At 61.0% G+C, this 17,036-nt stretch carries 14 protein-coding genes; 7 read left to right on the forward strand and 7 right to left on the reverse strand.

The window, feature by feature from the left end:
- Nucleotide 1: 1 nt before the first annotated feature.
- Nucleotides 2–730 (reverse strand): hypothetical protein, encoded by a 729-nt coding sequence (locus ACZ5WW_RS17220; RefSeq protein WP_377165992.1) that lies wholly within the window; start codon nt 728–730, stop codon nt 2–4.
- A gap of 233 nt (nt 731–963) precedes the next feature.
- On the opposite strand from ACZ5WW_RS17220, the gene ACZ5WW_RS17225 reads away from it, so the two are divergent.
- From ACZ5WW_RS17225 to ACZ5WW_RS17245, 5 genes are all read left to right on the forward strand, one after another.
- Nucleotides 964–1,344, forward strand: coding sequence for a BlaI/MecI/CopY family transcriptional regulator (locus ACZ5WW_RS17225; protein ID WP_377165990.1), 381 nt, complete (start codon nt 964–966; stop codon nt 1,342–1,344).
- A 17-nt stretch (nt 1,345–1,361) separates the two neighbouring features.
- A complete protein-coding gene (locus tag ACZ5WW_RS17230; protein WP_377165988.1) occupies nt 1,362–2,303 on the forward strand; it encodes a M56 family metallopeptidase in 942 nt (313 codons plus the stop codon).
- A gap of 44 nt (nt 2,304–2,347) precedes the next feature.
- On the forward strand, nt 2,348–3,739 hold the full coding sequence (locus tag ACZ5WW_RS17235; RefSeq protein ID WP_377165986.1) for a sulfatase family protein: 1,392 nt from the start codon (nt 2,348–2,350) through the stop codon (nt 3,737–3,739).
- 248 nt (nt 3,740–3,987) lie between these two features.
- Nucleotides 3,988–6,066, forward strand: a complete 2,079-nt coding sequence (locus tag ACZ5WW_RS17240; protein WP_377165984.1) for an autotransporter domain-containing protein — start codon at nt 3,988–3,990, stop codon at nt 6,064–6,066.
- A gap of 77 nt (nt 6,067–6,143) precedes the next feature.
- The gene (locus ACZ5WW_RS17245; protein ID WP_377165982.1) at nt 6,144–6,782 is read left to right on the forward strand and encodes a TVP38/TMEM64 family protein; all 639 of its coding nucleotides are present in this window, start codon (nt 6,144–6,146) and stop codon (nt 6,780–6,782) included.
- Here the strand turns inward: ACZ5WW_RS17245 and ACZ5WW_RS17250 are convergent.
- The 4 genes from ACZ5WW_RS17250 to ACZ5WW_RS17265 all read right to left on the reverse strand — a co-directional run bounded on the left by ACZ5WW_RS17250 (nt 6,779) and on the right by ACZ5WW_RS17265 (nt 12,818).
- Nucleotides 6,779–9,292 carry a glycosyltransferase gene (locus ACZ5WW_RS17250; RefSeq protein WP_377165980.1) on the reverse strand — a complete coding sequence of 838 codons (2,514 nt, stop codon included), beginning with the start codon at nt 9,290–9,292 and terminating at the stop codon, nt 6,779–6,781. The genes ACZ5WW_RS17245 and ACZ5WW_RS17250 overlap by 4 nt on opposite strands.
- 70 nt (nt 9,293–9,362) lie before the next feature.
- A complete protein-coding gene (locus ACZ5WW_RS17255) occupies nt 9,363–9,704 on the reverse strand; it encodes a hypothetical protein (RefSeq protein WP_377165978.1) in 342 nt (113 codons plus the stop codon).
- Between the two features lie 7 nt (nt 9,705–9,711).
- Nucleotides 9,712–10,296, reverse strand: coding sequence for a helix-turn-helix domain-containing protein (locus ACZ5WW_RS17260; protein WP_377165976.1), 585 nt, complete (start codon nt 10,294–10,296; stop codon nt 9,712–9,714).
- 188 nt (nt 10,297–10,484) lie between these two features.
- On the reverse strand, nt 10,485–12,818 hold the full coding sequence (locus tag ACZ5WW_RS17265; RefSeq protein ID WP_377165974.1) for a hypothetical protein: 2,334 nt from the start codon (nt 12,816–12,818) through the stop codon (nt 10,485–10,487).
- A gap of 89 nt (nt 12,819–12,907) precedes the next feature.
- On the opposite strand from ACZ5WW_RS17265, the gene ACZ5WW_RS17270 reads away from it, so the two are divergent.
- Both ACZ5WW_RS17270 and ACZ5WW_RS17275 read left to right on the forward strand, forming a co-directional pair.
- Nucleotides 12,908–13,780 (forward strand): helix-turn-helix domain-containing protein, encoded by an 873-nt coding sequence (locus tag ACZ5WW_RS17270; protein ID WP_377165972.1) that lies wholly within the window; start codon nt 12,908–12,910, stop codon nt 13,778–13,780.
- Between the two features lie 102 nt (nt 13,781–13,882).
- A complete protein-coding gene (locus tag ACZ5WW_RS17275) occupies nt 13,883–14,872 on the forward strand; it encodes a glycosyltransferase (protein ID WP_377165970.1) in 990 nt (329 codons plus the stop codon).
- 20 nt (nt 14,873–14,892) lie between these two features.
- Here ACZ5WW_RS17275 and ACZ5WW_RS17280 read toward each other — a convergent pair whose 3' ends face one another.
- Nucleotides 14,893–16,557, reverse strand: a complete 1,665-nt coding sequence (locus tag ACZ5WW_RS17280; RefSeq protein ID WP_377165968.1) for a sulfatase-like hydrolase/transferase — start codon at nt 16,555–16,557, stop codon at nt 14,893–14,895.
- A gap of 83 nt (nt 16,558–16,640) precedes the next feature.
- Nucleotides 16,641–16,964: an ArsR/SmtB family transcription factor gene (locus ACZ5WW_RS17285; protein WP_184341237.1), complete on the reverse strand. Its 324-nt coding sequence runs from the start codon at nt 16,962–16,964 to the stop codon at nt 16,641–16,643.
- Between the last annotated feature and the right edge of the window lie 72 nt (nt 16,965–17,036).

Below are 17,036 nucleotides of genomic sequence, written 5' to 3' on the forward strand. Positions count from 1 at the left end.
GTCAGCGCGCGCCTGGGAAAGCGTTGGCGCCTTCGCGTGCCTGCTGCTCCTTCAGCAGCTCGGCTTTGACCCGTGCCTCGTCTTCTTCAAAAACTGCCAGCCCGATCACGCCCACGTTGCTGGCGCCACCACTGGCTGCGGCTTTGGCGCGGGCCACGCTGCCAAAGACGAATGAGCGAACGGTCGTGCTGTCTTTGCGGAAGCCGTCCACATTGTACGTTGCTTTGGGTTCCAGCACAAAGCCATGCTGGTTCGGACTCGCTGCCTTCCCCGTCAGGACGTTCAGGCCGTCCACACTCAGCACGACTTCGATGCGTTTTTTGGTCCTGTTCTCCAGCCTCACCACATAGTGGTCGCCGTTTTCGCCGATGACGATGCGTTTGTCGTTGACCTCGTAGTGAGGATAAGCGCTGCCATAGTGAAGCAGACCTGCCTTCAGCCGCTCCCCGGCCGTTGAAAAGAGGCCGCTGTGCTTGTTCATGCTTCCCCCCAGGACTTCCACCATGGTCTTTGCTCCCGTCTCGTCATTGTAGTGAAAGGAATCCACTGCGTCGGGTGTGTCCGACTTGCGGATCAGGCGCGTGGTTTCCAAAGCCGAGTAGCGCTCCTGGCCTGCGGAGGTGCCGAGGCCGGGCCGTTCCTGGATGCGAGCTGCAGCATGATCGGAATGGTAGGACCCGTACCCGGACTTATGCACCGGTGCTGGGGGCGGGGGCGGAGGGGCGGGCATTTCCGAAGCACACGAAGCCATCATGACGACGGCCATTGACACAGAGCAGCTAACAAACAGACGGCGGAGTTGGGCTGGGTTCATAAATGCAGAAATATCAGCATTTGAATTTCTGGCAAGACTAAATGCTGAAAAATATGCATTTCGGTGAACTGTGATTTTTTGATGGCTGCCAGCGGCTATACTCCTCAATACCCGCTTGCCATTCTGCTTAAATGCAGCATTTTCAGCACATGGCGGCCAAAGATGACCAACTCTCCAAACGCGAGCGGCAGGCGATGGACATCGTCTATCGGCTGGGCAAGGCCACGGCAGAGGAGATTCAAGAGGAGATGCCGGACCAGCCTTCCTATTCTGCTGTGCGCGCCCTTCTGAGCATCTTGGTGGACAAGAAGCTGCTCAAGCACACCCGCGAGTCGCGCCGGTATGTGTATGAGCCTGCCATCTCGCGTGAAAAGGCGCGTGATACGGCGCTGCGGAAGCTCATGCGCACGTTTTTTGACGGCTCTCCCGGCAAGCTGATGGCCTCGCTGCTGGATGCGAAAGACCGCAAGCTGCCGCCGGAGGAAGTCGCCGCGATCCGGAAACTGCTGGACGAGCAGTCGCGTTCCTGATCCAATTCCCATACGTTATGACTGCCTGCTGGATCGCCATCGCACTCAAAGCCACTTTGTGGGCTGGTTTGATGAGCGTGGCGGCGCTGGTGGTGCCGTCGCAGCATCCGCAGGTGAGGCGTGGTTTTGCCCTGCTGGGCATGTGGGGGCTGTGGGTGCTGCCGTGGCTGCCGCTGCCATGGTCAGATCTTCCGGCCATGGCCTTCACTGTTGCAGGAGGAAGCAGCACGGAGCCGGGCAGGCTGTGGCTGGTTCTCAAGACAGTCTGGGTCATGGGCAGTGTGATTTTTTTGCTGCGTGTGCTGAGCGACATCACAGGCATCGAGAGACTGGTGAGGCAGGCCCAAAAGTCCGCGCTGAGCGCAGATGGCATCTTTGAGGTGAGGTTCACTGAGGATGTCGCAGGTCCTTGCATGACGGGCTGGCTGCGGCCCTGCGTGCTTCTGCCTGTGGCCGCAGCCTCATGGCCTGAGGGGGCGCTGAACGCCGCCTTGCGTCATGAATGCCAGCATGCGCGGCAGATGGACGGGCTGCACCGATTCTGCGCCGCATTGGTGCGTGCATGTTTCTGGTGGAATCCTGCCATGCATGCGCTGTGCAGCATCTACGAGGCGGAATCCGAAGTCTGCTGCGACGAAGCGGCCACGAAGGCATGCAGCCGCCAGGAGTATGGCGAGATGCTGCTGGCCCATGCCACGCAGATGCCGATGCCGTCCTTTGCCCTGCCGTTTGCCCGGAGCTCCGGGCTGCGCGCCCGCATGCAGCGCTTGCTTGCCACGCGCCGGGGCTCACGCTGGCTGCTTTCCGCCCGCTGGCTTGTGGCATTGGCGCTATTCATCGGTGCGGCCGTGCTGGTGGCGTCCGTGCACGTGATTCCGTCCGTGGGAGCTCAGAAAATCGCGCTCAAAAGCGAGGCCCGGCTCCGTTTGAATGCAGATCCATTTCCATGGGCGCCGTAGTCAGAATGGCTTTGGCGGCATCGTTTTTTGCCATCCGCTTTTCCATGAAAATACTCTGCCTCCTTTTGCTGTGGTCCGTCAGCGCCATCGCGGCGAAGCCGAACATCATCGTCATTTTTGTCGACAACTTTGGGAACGGCGATCTGGGCTGCTTCGGTTCGAAGCTGCATCGCACGCCGAATGTGGACCGGCTGGCGGCGGAGGGGATGAAGTTCACGAGCTTCTATGTGGCGAGCGGGGTCTGCACGCCGAGTCGCGCGGCTTTGATGACGGGCTGCTACCCGCGCCGAGTAGGCATGCATGTCAGCGACACCGGAGGTGCGGTGCTGCAGCCGGTGGCGCGCAAGGGGCTCAACCCAAGCGAGGTCACGATGGCGGAGGTTTTGAAAAGCGCGGGCTATGCCACGATGTGCATCGGCAAATGGCACCTCGGGGATCAGCTGGCGTTTCTGCCGACGAAGCAGGGGTTTGATGACTTTTTCGGGATTCCCTACAGCGATGACATGACGAAGGATAAAAAGCCGGACGTGTGGCCGGAGCTGCCCCTGATGCGCGGAGAGAAGGTGATCGAGGCGCCTGCAGACCGTGATCACCTGGTGAAACGCTGCACGGAGGAGGCGGTGCGCTTCATCGAACAGCACAAGGCGGAGCCTTTCTTTCTCTACCTGCCGCACACGATGCCGGGATCAACCGCACATCCCTTTTCGAGCGAAAACTTTCGCGGCAAGAGTGCGAACGGTGAGTATGGCGACTCGGTGGAGGAGCTCGACTGGAGCACGGGGGAGATCATGGCGGCGCTGGAGCGGCTGAAACTGGCGGACAACACGCTGATCGTGTGGACTTCCGACAACGGAGCGGTGAAACGCACGCCGCCGCAGGGCAGCAATGCGCCCTATCGAGGCCATGGCTACGACACTTCTGAGGGGGCCATGCGCATGCCCTGTGTGATGCGCTGGCCGGGCAGGATAGCTGCCGCAACGGTGAATGACGCTCTGTGCTCGACGATGGACCTGCTGCCGACCTTTGCCCGCCTCGCCGGTGCCGGGCTGCCGCCGCAAAAGATAGATGGGCATGACATGACTGCGATGCTTGCGGATGCCGGAAACAAGGCATCGCCATGGGATGACGACGGCTTCTTTTATTACCGAATGGAGCAGCTGCAGGCGGTGCGAGCGGGAGACTGGAAGCTTTATCTGCCGCTCACAGGCAAGGCGAAAGGCATGGGCGGAAAGCAGGAGCCCACCAAGCTGGCCCTGTTTGACGTGAGGCACGACGTCAGTGAAACGCATGAAGTGTCTGCGGAGCATCCTGAGGTGGTGGCCCGGCTGACCGCCCTGGCAGGAAAGGCGCGTGATGATCTTGGTGATGCCAAGAGCCCTGGCGCGGGGCAGCGTGAGGCTGGCATGGTGGAGAATGCTGTGCCTCTCATGCGCTGAGGCTTGCTACCTGCAGAATTTCGGCGACTGGCTGTTTCGTTGTGTGAAACTGCGCAAAAACATGATTTTTTCAGTTGTGTGATTTTTGTTCTGTGATTTGGATGGGAAGCTTAAAGACGTTGATCTGCTAAATTGTTGATAATCGTGTATCCAATAGGCTAGATAATTGCTTATAGAATAAAGCAAAAGCTTATTGAGACAGATGTCGTTTGTTTAAGTGTATCGGCTCAAAAAACGCAAGAACTCCCATGAACTGTTTCCGTACCATTGCCTTAATCACCTTTGTTTCCGGCGCTGCGCTGCTGCGTGCCGACGCCCCTGAGGAGATACCCAGCCTGCAGCCGCTTGATTTTTCCCCTGTGAACATCAGCGGTGATGGCTCGGTGGTGATTGGCACGTCTTTCCGACGCGGCTCCGGCCGTATCTGGTTTGAAGGCGATGACTGCTCCGAGTCCCTCAAGTCCACGATCCAAAACGGGGTGGACGGGTGCCTGCACATTTCTTCGGTGCGTGCCTACGGCATCAGCCGCTTCACCTCTGGTTCGGGGTGGATAGCGGGTGAGATTGACCTCTGCGATGACTGCTATGACGGGCTGGCTTTCGTGTACGGCAACTCACTGTGCTCCGATATGGAGCTGAGGCTGTTGAAAAACTATGACTGCAACACTCAATGGGCGGCGGCCTATGACGTGACGGATGATGGCTCCATGGCGGTGGGTGAAGACTATTTCGAAACGGGGGACTCCAGGGGCTACAGGGCGCTGTGGTGGACAGACACCACGGACAGCGGGCTGAGGCCGACGGTGCTGCAGCCGCTGGCGGATGCCACAGGCGCGTGGGCAAATGCCATGGATGCCGCCGGCACACGTGCGGTGGGTGCGTCCTATGTGGCCAACGGCTGCAACGAGATCACCCAGGCGGTGTACTGGGATCTCAAGGGAGACTCGCCCATGGCGGTGTCCCTGGGTGCGCTGGTGACAGGAGGCCAGAGCGAAGCGAATGACATCAGCCGCAACGGAGCCTACATCGTGGGCTGGGCAGACACAGCCGATGGCTCTGCTCCTTTCATTTCATACCTGGGCGGGCCTATGAGCCAGATCATGGCTGCTGATTCGTCCTATTCACAGCATGGCGAAGCCCTCGGGGTGAGCAACAACGGCACCACGGTGGGGTATTTCGATGCCAACAGCGACCTGAGGCTGTGCTACGACAGCCTTGCTTTTGTGGCGTCGCCTGCGTGGGGAGTGAAGACCGTCAACCAGTGGCTGCAAGAAACGGGGGCCACGGTGTCTGAAGACCTGCATTATGACACGGCCACCGCAATCAGCGAAGACGGCAAGGTGATCGTGGGCATGGCTGAAGGTTCGGGCTACATCGCGCGTGCGGGGAGTGGTTCCATCGATGCGGCCGGGTTCTACAACACTCTTGGCGGCAGCGGGTCCGTGACCCAGCAGAGCTACAATGTGCTGAACATGACTTTGCACGGGGCACATCACATCCCGCTGCAGATGATGAAGGGTGTGAGCCGTCATTTCTGGTTCACGGGGGACGCGGGCCGCTGGGACCGCTACAATTCGAACTCCTACCTTTCTGAAGTGGGTGGTGCGGTGGACCTTTTTGACAAGCAGCTGCTGGTGGGGGTGGGCGTGGGCCAGAACTGGGTGAGCCAAACCCTGGCGCTGGGCGGCAAAACACTGCTGAACGGACAGTACTACCTGATGGAGCTGAGCTACAAGCCCACGAATCTGCCGCTGGTCTTCACACTGACCGGTGCCATGGGCAACTGGGACGCCAAGATCGACCGCAACTATTTCAACGCCGGCAACATCGACACCTCGACTGGCAGGCCGCACATCAACTCCAACACGCTCCGCTTCAGCGTCCACTGGCTGGACGTGGTCAAAGTGGCCGGCTTTGGCATCACGCCCAAGATCGAGTACACCGCCAACAACATGCAGATGGGCGGGTATGCAGAGCAGGGTGGTGGGTTCCCTGCCTACTTCAACCAGCAGAACCACACGGCCACGGAGCTGCGCTACGGCCTTTCCGCCGCCCGCCTGTTTTTCGCGGAGAAACTGCAGATTCGTCTGCGCTCGGAATGGGTGCACCGCTTTGACCAGACGGCAGTGACCACAAGCGGGCAGACCATCGGGCTTTTCAACTTCAATGTTCCCGGCCAGCGTATCAAGCAGGACTGGGTGCAGTTCGGTGGTGACATGGTTTATTCCATCAACGACCGCACGAACCTGACTGCGAGCGTGACCACGGCGACCGCCGGGCAGGATCCTGTGATCGGCGGCAGCGTGGGGGTGCAGGTGAAATTCTAGGCCGGTGCCAGTCTGTGAGTGAGCTGCCAGAGCGTGTGCGCTCTTGCCGTGGGGTCGATTGCCTGCTGTGTTAAGGTATGACCCGTGGCAGCCGCTCGCTCTTCATCCTCATCTTTGTCATCCTGACGGGGATCATCGTGCCGTTTCTGATCTGGGGTGAGAAGTTTGACCAAACGCTGAGCCTTGAAGGGGCGCGCCATTGGATGGAGGGTTATGGTGAGTGGGCTTGGGTTGCCGGCGTGGTGCTGCTGGTGGCTGACATCGCGCTGCCGGTGCCGTCCACGGTGGTGATGTCGGCACTGGGGTGGATGTATGGCTGGTGGGTTGGGGGGCTGGTTTGCACGGCCGGGTCGATGCTCTCCGGCATCATCGCGTATGCGGCGTGCCGCTGGCTGGGGCGTGGTGCGGCACGCAGGATTGCCGGGGAAGAAGGGCTGCGCCGTGGCGAGGAAATCTTTGAGCAACGGGGGGGCTGGCTGGTGGCGCTCTCCCGCTGGATGCCGGTGCTGCCGGAGGCGGTGGCCTGCCTGGCAGGACTTTCGAGCATGCGCTGGCGGGTGTTTTTGCCAGCGCTGGCCTGCGGCGCGGTGCCGACGGGTTTTGTCTTCGCCGCCATCGGCCACCTGGGGCAGAGCGAGCCCGCCTGGGCTTTTGCCCTGAGCGCGATCGTGCCAGTGCTGCTCTGGCTGTGCGCCGCGCGCATGCTGAAGCGCTAGCGCATTTCGGCCAGCCCGGCCTTGGAGGCCGCGGCGCGCACGAGGCGGCACATCTCCCGGCGGATGAACCACACAGCCAGCGGCAGCAGCAAGGTGATGGCAATGGCTGCCAGCAGTCCCATGACGAGCAGCGCATGGAGGCCCGCCACCATCAAAATCGAGGTGACGATTAGCCACAAAAGCAGATTCCACCCGAGGCTGCGGCGGATGCGCAGAAGCAGCCGCACCCGGGTGAGGCAACGTCCGTCGCCATGAAACTCAGTGACGCTCAAATAGGCGCGGGAAATTTCCGACCAAGGCCAGGCTTCGATGTCGAACCAGCGCCATCCGTCGTCTTCACGATAGATGATGTGGGAGGATCTGAGGAGCTTGCGCAGTTCCTGAAGCCAGGCTTCACGGGTGGTGCTGTCTTCACTCCAAAAGCGCAGCGTGCCGAGGCTGAAGGTGATTTTATGTGGTCGTACCGGCGGCATGATGTCCGGCAGCAGCGGATGACGACTGGGCCGTGCCCCCAGTGACAGCATGCCGCGCAGCCGAGCCCATTCGCGCACCACCGGCTGCAGGAAGCACAGCCACCAGAGCAGCAGCCGGTCCGGCAGGCGGCGGATGCCTGCCGAGGCGGCATTGCGCATGCTGACCTGCCAGGCGGACCAGCAGGCAAAACCCAGCAGCGCCAGAGCCAGCCATGGCTGCTGAAAAATGAGCGCGAGCAGCAGCAGGGCGGGCCAAAGCAGGCCGGTGAACCACTGCCACCAGCGGAAGCTGGTGGAGGAGTAGATCACCTGGAAGGCACCGAGTCCCATGGGGCCATGAAAGATGCTGCCCTCGACCGGATAATCTGCCAGATGCTGGTCTCCATAAATGCCACCGCGCCAGCGGGCCCCGCCGAGAATGCCGAAGCGCTCAGCATGCTTTTTCATCAAAAGGGCCTCCGCCTGGCCGTAGCCAAACTGCTGAGTCAAATAGGCGCGGATGCTGAAACGCCGATGGTGCCAGACCATCGCCCCGGGAACAAAGACCAGACGCCTGCCGGTCTCACGCAGGCGCCAGCAGATGTCCACATCATCACCGGCTGTTTTGAATTCGACCTGAAAACCGCCGATGAGAGTGAGGGCATCCTTTCGGATGGCAAGATTGCAACCCGGCAGGTGCTCGGCCTCGGTGTCATCCAGCAGCACATGTGCGGGAGCCCCCGGTGCTGCAGCCACCACGCGTTCGATGCGATTGCGCGGCGGGGGCGGGATATTGGGCCCACCGGCGGCAGCGACACTGCCGTCCTCAAAGGCATGGCTCAGGTGGAGCAACCAGTCTGGATGGGCGATGCAGTCGTCATCGGTGTAGGCTATGATGGAGCCGGTGGCGAGCCGGGCCCCGAGATTGCGTGCGGCGCTGAGCCCGGAATGCTCCTGGAACTGATAGCGGACCTGAGGATGATCTCCGGCGATCTCGGCAATGTGCTGGCGGGAGCCATCGTCGATCAAGAGGATCTCGAAATCGGGGTAGCGCTGGGCCGCCAGTGAGCTGAGGCACGGTCCGAGAGTAGAGGCTCCGTTGTGTGTGCATACCACAACAGAGATGCGTGGAGGCAAGGCGGGAGGCGGCCATGCGGGGGGGAGCTTTCGGATGAGGGTGCAGGCAGGGCGTTCATTGCGCCCGCTGTCCACCAGACCAAACTGCCAGCCTGTGATTTCTTTGCCACCCCGGTGCCACTCGTCGGTGTAGGCGAACCAGACGCCACCGGCACAGCCGCCGCGCAGCAGGCAGTCATGCTGCCAGCGCATGACCTCTGCCTGCCGCTCAGGTCCGTGAGTGGCGACGTCCAAGCCAAATTCAGTGATGATCAGGGGCTGATTGCCCGCCAGATTCTGCCACTGTGAGAGGCATGCGCTGAATGCAGCGGGTGACTCCAGATAGACGTTTACGGCGATGAAGTCTGCGTTGCGCGGGAGGAGATAGCCGGTGGAAGGATACGTGGCGTAGCTGACGAGCGTCTGCGGCGCACTGCGGCGGGCGGTCCCGATCAGTTTTTCGATGTATGCCCGCACCCTGCGGGGCTGCATCCAGCGCACCAGGGTTTTCTCGATTTCATTGCCGACGAGAAACGCGGTGATGCAGGAGTGCCCCTGCAACTGGCTGCAGATGGCGGAGATCCGGGCTTCGATCTCACGGCAGAGAGTGCGGCTGGCAAGGAAGTCGGTGTGCTCGCTCCAGGGGATGCCAACGATGAGGCGCAGGCCGAGGGCCTCGACTTCACTCAGCACGACGGCTGTCGGTGGCTCGTACAAACGCAGGGTGTTGAATCCCAGCGAAGCGATGTGGCGGAGATCGGCGGCCAGCTGGGCGTCTTCGGGGAAGGGCTCGCCACGGGAGTTGGGTTTGAAAGGGCCATAGGTGACACCCCGCAGGAAATGTGGGGTGCCATCGGCCAGCTGCAGAAACTTGCCGGCCGCCACTACGCGCAGCCCGTGGCCGGCTGGCAAAAGGGGGGCGGAAGGCGTGGCGGAAGTCATGCAGGCGGCAGGTTCACATTCGGCGGGTCCGAAGGGTGAAACAATGTACGTGCTGAAGGCCGGTCAGACTTCAGACCTCGGAAGCTTTCTCAGCAGGCGTTTGACTGATGCTGTGCTCTTTCGGTGCCGCTGTGTCTGTGATCTCCATTTCCACCCAGCCGTCGCCTTCACGCTCGACACGCCGGTTGTTGATGAACATGACGATGCAAAATCCGATGAAGGCGGTGCTGGCCTCCAGCACAAAAGGGGTGGAGAAGAAGGTGAAGAAGTAGGCCAGCCCCTGGGTCACGATCTCGCGTGCGGTCTCGTTGAGATAAGCAGCGGTGGCGACACCCGCAATGATGGCCGCCGACCCGATGAGGGATTCGAGCCACCAGACAGATTTTTTGGGAATGGTTTGAGGCGCAGACATTCGCAGATCAGTTAACCGGGACAGCTTTATGGGCGGTGACCGGAAAATCCACCTGTTTTGTTTTTACATTTGTCCCTCCAACCGTGGCTGGGGCAGGGGAGGCGGGCTCATCGTCCTCGACAGGCAGAGCTTTCAGGGCGGCGGGTTCTGTCTGGCTGTGCATGTAAGCCATGTGACTCCCCCACATGGCGACGCAGGCAAGAACGAACACAAAAACCCCGAGAGCTGCGGGGAGTGGTGATTTGATGGAGCGTACGCTTCCGGCAGGAGCGGCCGCAGGACTGGCAGTGTGAGCTGCAGGCTCGCGCAGCCAAGGCCCCTGAGACTGTGTGAGGTAACGATAGTCGCGCTCTCCGCCCAGGGCTCCCTCGGGAAGCCCCTCGAGGATGGAAGAGGAGTCCACACCAAGGAACTCGCTGTACTGGCGGATGAACGAACGTGCATACGTAAGGCTGCCAAAGGCCGCGATGTTGTCGGACTCCATGTAACGCAGGCGCTGTGCGGGTATGCGTGTCTCATGAGCTGCGTCGTCGATGGACAAACCGCGTTTTTCGCGCGCTTCAGTGAGCAACTGGCCGAATGTGGCTGGCATGGCTGTGGATACGCGGAATGTGACATCTGCCGGTCGTGTAAGCGATGAGTTTTTTACACAGTTGCTGCAGCAAACGCAGAAAAAACCACCGGGGTGCACCGCCGGCGTTCTTGTGGAGCGGGACGAAAAATATTAAAATGGCACGATACCCGGGCTGGATTCCCCCCCTTCCGGCGGGTGAAAAATGATCATTCATACCTGAGCTGTGCCGTTGCCGTGCATGCGGCATCCGCCGTCACGCGCAGCCAGCGTGCCTGCACAGCGGGTTCAAATTCCAGAGTCAGCTCCTTTTGCGCCGGCACCTGCACCTTCTGAAATGGCACCCACAAGCCAGTGCCCGTCAGGTCAAGCTCCACCTTCATGTTCACCGCCTGCGGTGCAGCATGGCTCAGCGTGAGCGTGCGTTTGTCATAGCCCCAGATGAGGTAGGGGTCGCTCTGCTGTCCTGATTTGACCTTTGTGTTCTTCCAGGGGCCGCCTTCCCCGCGTGGCCTGCCCAGTTTCCACAGGTCATCAATGGCCCCGGCCCACAGCGCCGCTTTGCCGTCATCGCTGCGGAGGATGTGCTCTCCGGCAGGTGCGTCTGGCCTGATGCCGCTCATGAGAAACAGGCCGCGGTAGCCGCCGAAGTCCGTCACTCGCAGATCGTGAGATGCGATGGGGCGGATTTTGGCGAAACCGTCGGCATTTTCGGCGGGCAGCTCAAAGAAGGTGCCGCAGGCGCTGAGCATGTCTCGTTCTGTCGCCACCTCGCGGCAGACACGCAGTTCGCCTGCTTTGGTGGCTGCATCCAGCGCCCGGGTGGCGCGTGGCAGCCGCCAGCGCCGCCCACGGTCATCGACCACCAGCACACTGGCTTCGTCCAGGGTGATGACATTTCGCGGAACCGCCACCTTGGTCTTAACAAACGCTTCTGTTTTTGCGTCTTCCACCCGCTTCAGCTTCAGATCCGCATCCAGTTCGTAGTAGCCCGCATCAGCCGCATAGCTCAGCGTACGCTTGTTTTCGCCGCGGGCCCGGAACACGCCCGTCTGCACTTTTTCATCTTCTGCCCTCGCCAGGCCATCAAACATGGCATGTGCCTCGGTGCCGCGTGGGTCCCCATCCGTGAGTGTGATGATCACACTGACATCCCTGCCATCCTGGCCGGCTTTCGCTTTCAGCCACTCATCGTCACCGCTGATGTCCTCGCGTCTCGCCGTGCCTGCCGTATGGTCGATCCACCAAATGCTGCGGTGTTTCCAGCCGGCCACGAGAAAGGGGTCTGCCACATCTCCCGCCTTCACGCTTTCGTGAAGCCATACGGCACCGCTGGCATGCGCGGGGCCCAGACTGCCGGGCGTTTCGGTGCTGGTGAACCACAGGTTTGACTGAGACTGGCCGACGCTGTCGATGCCGCCTTTGACCTTGCGCTTGTTGAGAAACTCCGACTTTGCCGAGTCGTCGCAGCCGAAGACGAGGCGGTCGTTCCAGCGGCAGAAGTCGCCGATGACCTTCATGTAAGCGCTGCGGACACGGATGCCGCCGGGGCTGGCGGCGGAAAAGCTGCGGGGAAAGCGCCAGAAGGCTCCATGCATCGTCATGAGGAGGTCGTCTTCGCCGATGTCCCGGATACGCGGCCATTCCGTGTTCCAGCCGTGGGCGCCGTCGTAGCTGTGGCTGACCTTGGGCAGGCGAAAGGACTGCCATTTGCCGCCGTCCAGCAGCATTAAAATAAGCGACTTGGCATCCCAGCCGATGCTCCATGCCGGCGCGTTTGCGGGGCTGCCCTGGATGCCGCCGGGGCCGGTGACTTCGGTGAATTGATTGCGGCGGACGAGCTGCCAGTCATCGCCGGGTTTGCGCCATTCTCCCAGCGCGCCGCTGGGTGTCGTGGGGTCTGTGAGCACACGCTTGTCGCGGTCGCCGTTGTTGGCATAAATCACGCGGCCCTGAGTGGAATAAAGGCCTTTGCCATGATAGCCAGGAAGCTGAGACTCCAGCTTGGTCAGCGGGGTGGTGACGGTGAAGCCTTTTTTCAGCGGATTGCCGTCCCGGATGAGCGAGGTGACGGCCAGTGATTTCACGTCCACCTCGTAGAGGCCCTCCTCCATCGTGGCGTAGTAGATCTTTCCGTCGGGATCGCTCAGGTGGCGCGCATTGCCAGTGAGGCGCCCGGGCATCTTGTTCGGTGGGATCACCCTCACCTTGCGGTCGGCACTGATCACATAAGGGCCGATGAAGAGCTGCTGTGACTCCGGATGGATCATCCGATTTGCGGGGGTGCCGCCCACGCTTTCCGGCCGTACAATCTGCCGCATGTCTGAGGTGATCTCGTAAAGTTTGTCGCTGGAGCCAAAGGGCAGGTGCGGGCCGTAAGTGACCACCCAGAGGCGATCAGCCCATGGAACCACAGCGCCAGTGCCGCATTCCCCTTCATTGTTGAACATGGCGAGGGCCGGGCAGATGCCGCTGATCTGACGAGGCTCCTGTGCGGTGAGAGCACCCGCGAATGCTGCGAGCAGCAGGAAGTTGGATTTCATATGCGGATCAAAGCCATGCAGGCGGTGCTGGCAACCAGGCTGAGTTATGCCGTATTGAAATCCCTTACATCCCGCAGCATAGCTGGGTGATGCCGAAACCGAAGGCCATCCCGCAGCTTCCTGCCGATGTCTGGCGCAGCCTGCGCCATGAGTGGCTGTGGGTTTACCGCAGTCCGGTGCCGCAGCCCGGGGTCTGGTCTGCGGAGATTCCGGTGCCTGCGGGAGTTTTTTTTGTGGAGCATGGTGAGGTGCGCATCCGCACGGACGGCAAAGAGACCCGCGTCCCACGCGGGCAGGCATTTTTTTCGTCGCCCCAGATGAGGCGGCACTGGTTTGCGCCGGATACGCGGCTGCTCTCCGTCGGTTTCCGCAGCCAGTGGCCGGATGGTACGTCGTTGTTCCGCAATGCGCTCAATTTCGCTGCGGAGGCGCCTGATTTGAGGAAAGCGACACAAAGGCTTTTCTCCAGCATTCATGGGGCTCAGAAAGCCGTGACCTATCGGCAGGCGATTGATGCACGTGTGTATTCCGCCAGCGAGTGGGTGGCGCGTGAGGCTGCCTATGCCGCGTGGTTTGCCGTGTGGATGGGGGCCGTGCAGGATTTGGGCGTTGAGCTGGAGGTCCGGCCGCGTTCAAGGCGCCGTGTGGACCAGATTGTCGCGTGGCTGCAAGCGCTGCCGCCTGACCAGACAACTCCTACTCTGCCGCCGGGTTTTCCGATCGGCAGCCGTCGCGCCGAGCAACTGATGCAGCAGCATTTCGGCATCGGGTTGCGAATGTTTATGGAGCGACGGCGGCTGGAGATCGCACGCGAGCGAATTGTGGCGGATGGTGCCACGTTTAAAGAAATCGCGTTCGCACTGGGGTTTCGCCATGCCTCTCACTTCACTGCCTGGTTTCGCCGTCACACAGGCGTATCGCCTACTGAATATAGGCTGAGAGGCGTCGGCCAGGCCGCGTGATCGTGAATTGTGCAGATGTCGTTTGAAGGAAGGGGGGGCTTGGCCTCCTATGAGCAGGGCGTTGGCAACCAACCAAAGTTTTCAACGACGCGCATTGAATTCATGCATCCCGACGTCTCGCTCATCATCCCAGTCTTTAACAACGAGCTCTTTTTGAACGAGTCTTTGGCCTCGGCGCGTGCCCAGGAGGGGCTGGCGCTGGAGATTATCATCATCGACGACGGCTCGAAGGACGCTTCACTGAGCCTGATCAAAGAGCATGCGAAGGCTGATCCCAGGATCATTGTGATTGAGCAGGAGAACCAGGGCGTCTCTGCGGCGCGGAATGCCGGCCTGGCCCGCGCATCTGGAAAATGGGTGGCTTTCCTGGATGGGGATGACTGGCTGGCTCCAGGAGCGCTGGCGGCCTGGCAAAGGAAGGCGGAGCAGGATGATCTGGATTTTCTGGTGTGCAACGGCTTCAGCTTCAGGACGGAGCCCAAGGCGCTGCTGGATTCTCAGCCGCCGGCCATTCTCAGCCACCAGCCATGGGATGAAGTGATGACAGGCGCCGACTGGATCGTGCAGTGTGTCCAACGGCGTGAATGGCCCCACTATGTGTGGCTGCAGTTTTGCCGGAGGAGCGTCATGGAAGAGGCCAAGATGCGGTTCAGGCAGGACATGATCCATGAAGACATCCCATGGACCGTGCAAATGGCGCTGGCCGCCAAACGAACGGGGTTTTCACAGCCGCCACGCTACGGCTACAGGAGCAACCCCGACTCACTGACGCAGTCACGCGATGCAGACAAAGTGCACCACCGCATCTCGAGCTATCTCAAGGTGGCTGCGTTTTTGAAGGAGTTCTCCCTGGAGCAGCCGCAAGCTGTGCGAAAGGCCCTGCAAAAGCAGCTCCTGCGTGAAATGGGGCATTTCCTTGGCAAGATGCGCAAGGGAAACGTCACACGCGCACACCGCAGCGAGTTTGCATCGGAGTTTCTGGCCGCGGGGATTGCGGGGACGATGCTGAAGAGCTGCTCGAACTACCGTGAGCTGGCGGCTGCCTTCAAGGCCTGGTATCTTTGCCAGATCTGGAAGAGGCAGATACCGTAGGGCCAGGTGGAAGAAAGGGGTTATTTCCTGCCGCCTTTGACAAACTCCTCCCGGCTCAGCGTGCCGCTGCCATCGGTGTCAAACTTGGTCCAGCGCTTGGGTGCCTCATCAGGATCAGGCTGATTGATGAGAAACTCCTCCTTCGTGAGCTGTCCGTCCTTGTCCTTGTCGCGCTGGTCAAACATTTTGCCGCGGTCCTGCACCGGCTTCTTCGCTGGCGCTGCTTTTGCCTCAGATTTGGCGGAGATCTGCGGCTTTGCCTCAGGGTGCTGCGCGAGCAGCTTTCGCAGGCCGGCCACCACTTCAGGCTGCGCCGCAGCCAGGTTTTTCGTTTCCGCAGGATCAGCCTCGTAGTCATACAGCTCCAGCACGGCATTCTCCGGTGCGTCTCCCGGCTTCTTCCACTCCACCAGACGGTGCCGCTGTGTGCGGATCGCACGCCCGATCAGCCCGCCACCTCGCGGATAAACATGGATCGCATGATCGCGCGTGCTGGTGGTCGGAGCGCGCAGCACGCTGGCAAAGCTGCGCCCGTCTCCCTGGGGTGGTGCGGGCAGCTGTGCCATCTCCGCCAGAGTGGGGTAGATGTCGCAGGACTCGATCAGCGCCTGCGTGCGGGCTGCTTTGATCCCTGGTGCCGAGACGATCACCGGGATGTGTCCGGCCTGTTCATAATTCGTATGCTTGCACCACATGCCGTGGTCGCCCAGATGCCAGCCATGGTCTCCCCAGAAGACAATGATCGTGTTGCCGGCCAGACCGCTCGCGTCCAGCGCATCCAGCACCTTGCCCAGCTGTGCGTCCATGTAGCTCGTTGCCGCATGGTAGCCGTGGATGAGGTGCAGGGCCTGTTTCTCCGTCAACGGGCCCTTTTCTGGCACGTCCATGTACTGCCGGAGCTCCCCCCAGGTAGTCGGGGCAAATTCAGGTGCGCCTTCCGGGGGCGTTTGCAGCGCAGGCAGTTTGAAGGAAGCTGGATCGTAGAGGTCCCAGTACTTCTTGGGTGCGACAAAGGGCAGGTGGGGCTTCAAAAAGCCCACCGCCAGGAAAAACGGCTCGTCGGGCTTCTGCTTCGCGGCCTGCAGGCGTTTGATCGCCTCGTCGGCGATCATGCCGTCCCCGTATTTGTTGTCGGCCACGTCCGCCGCTTCCGTGGCTGCTCCGCGCGGCAGCTTCCAGGCCTCCGTTTTGTTCTCAAAGAGAGCCTGCTCCCGGGTGGACTGCGGCAGGTCGTTTTGCTTCAGCGCGTAGCTGATCGTCTTGGGCGTGTAGTGCGGCACGCTCCATGAGTCCACGTCATTCACATTGCCATGTCCCACGTGGAAGATCTTTCCCAGCGCCTCGGCACGGTAGCCGTTTGCCTTGAAATGCTGCGGCAGCGTCACCGCATTCGGCGCGGCTTTGCGGAAATTCGTCGCCAGCTCATAGATTCCCAGTGCCTGGGGCCGCAGCCCCGTCAGCAGCGCATTGCGCGAAGGCGAGCACACGGCCTGGTTGCAGTAGGCCTTTTCAAACAAAACGCCCCGCGCGGCCAGCCGGTCGATGTTGGGCGACTTCACCACCTGGTCCCCATAGCATCCGAGCAGCGGCTTGAGGTCATCCACGCAGATGAGCAGCACATTGGGCTTGGCCGCGGCGAGAAGCGACGCGCTGGAAACAAACAGAAAGAGGAGGGGGCGAATCATGGCGGGAGAGAAAACAATCAGGCACTCAAGACGCCAGAACTGCGGCGTTCTGTCGAAAAGTGCGCCCGAATCGCCTTTGCTCCCTACTCCGGCAGCTTGTCGAAATGAAACTGGCAGCAGCCCAGGTCCAGCGTGTTGGCATTTCGCGCCAGCTTCTCGCTAAAAGCCTCCGCCAAGGCGTAAATCCGCTGCTGCCCCTGCTTTTCCACCTCCAGAAGCCCTGCTTCCTTGAGCACGCGCAGGTGCTTGGAGACATTGTAGGGCGTCACCTGCAGTGTCTCGCACAGCTCAGTCACCGCCTTGGGCCCGCTGATCAGGTGCCGCACCAGCCGCAGCCGAGTCGGCTCCCCCAGTGCGCGCATGGCGGTGAGGCAGTCAAAGGAGCGTGTCACGGTGCGTGATGGCATGTCTTGATCTTTAGCAGATCGGTTTCTTCTCGCAAGACCCCCGAAGAGCTGCCATGGCATAAAATAATAATT

Source organism: Prosthecobacter fluviatilis (assembly GCF_055388355.1).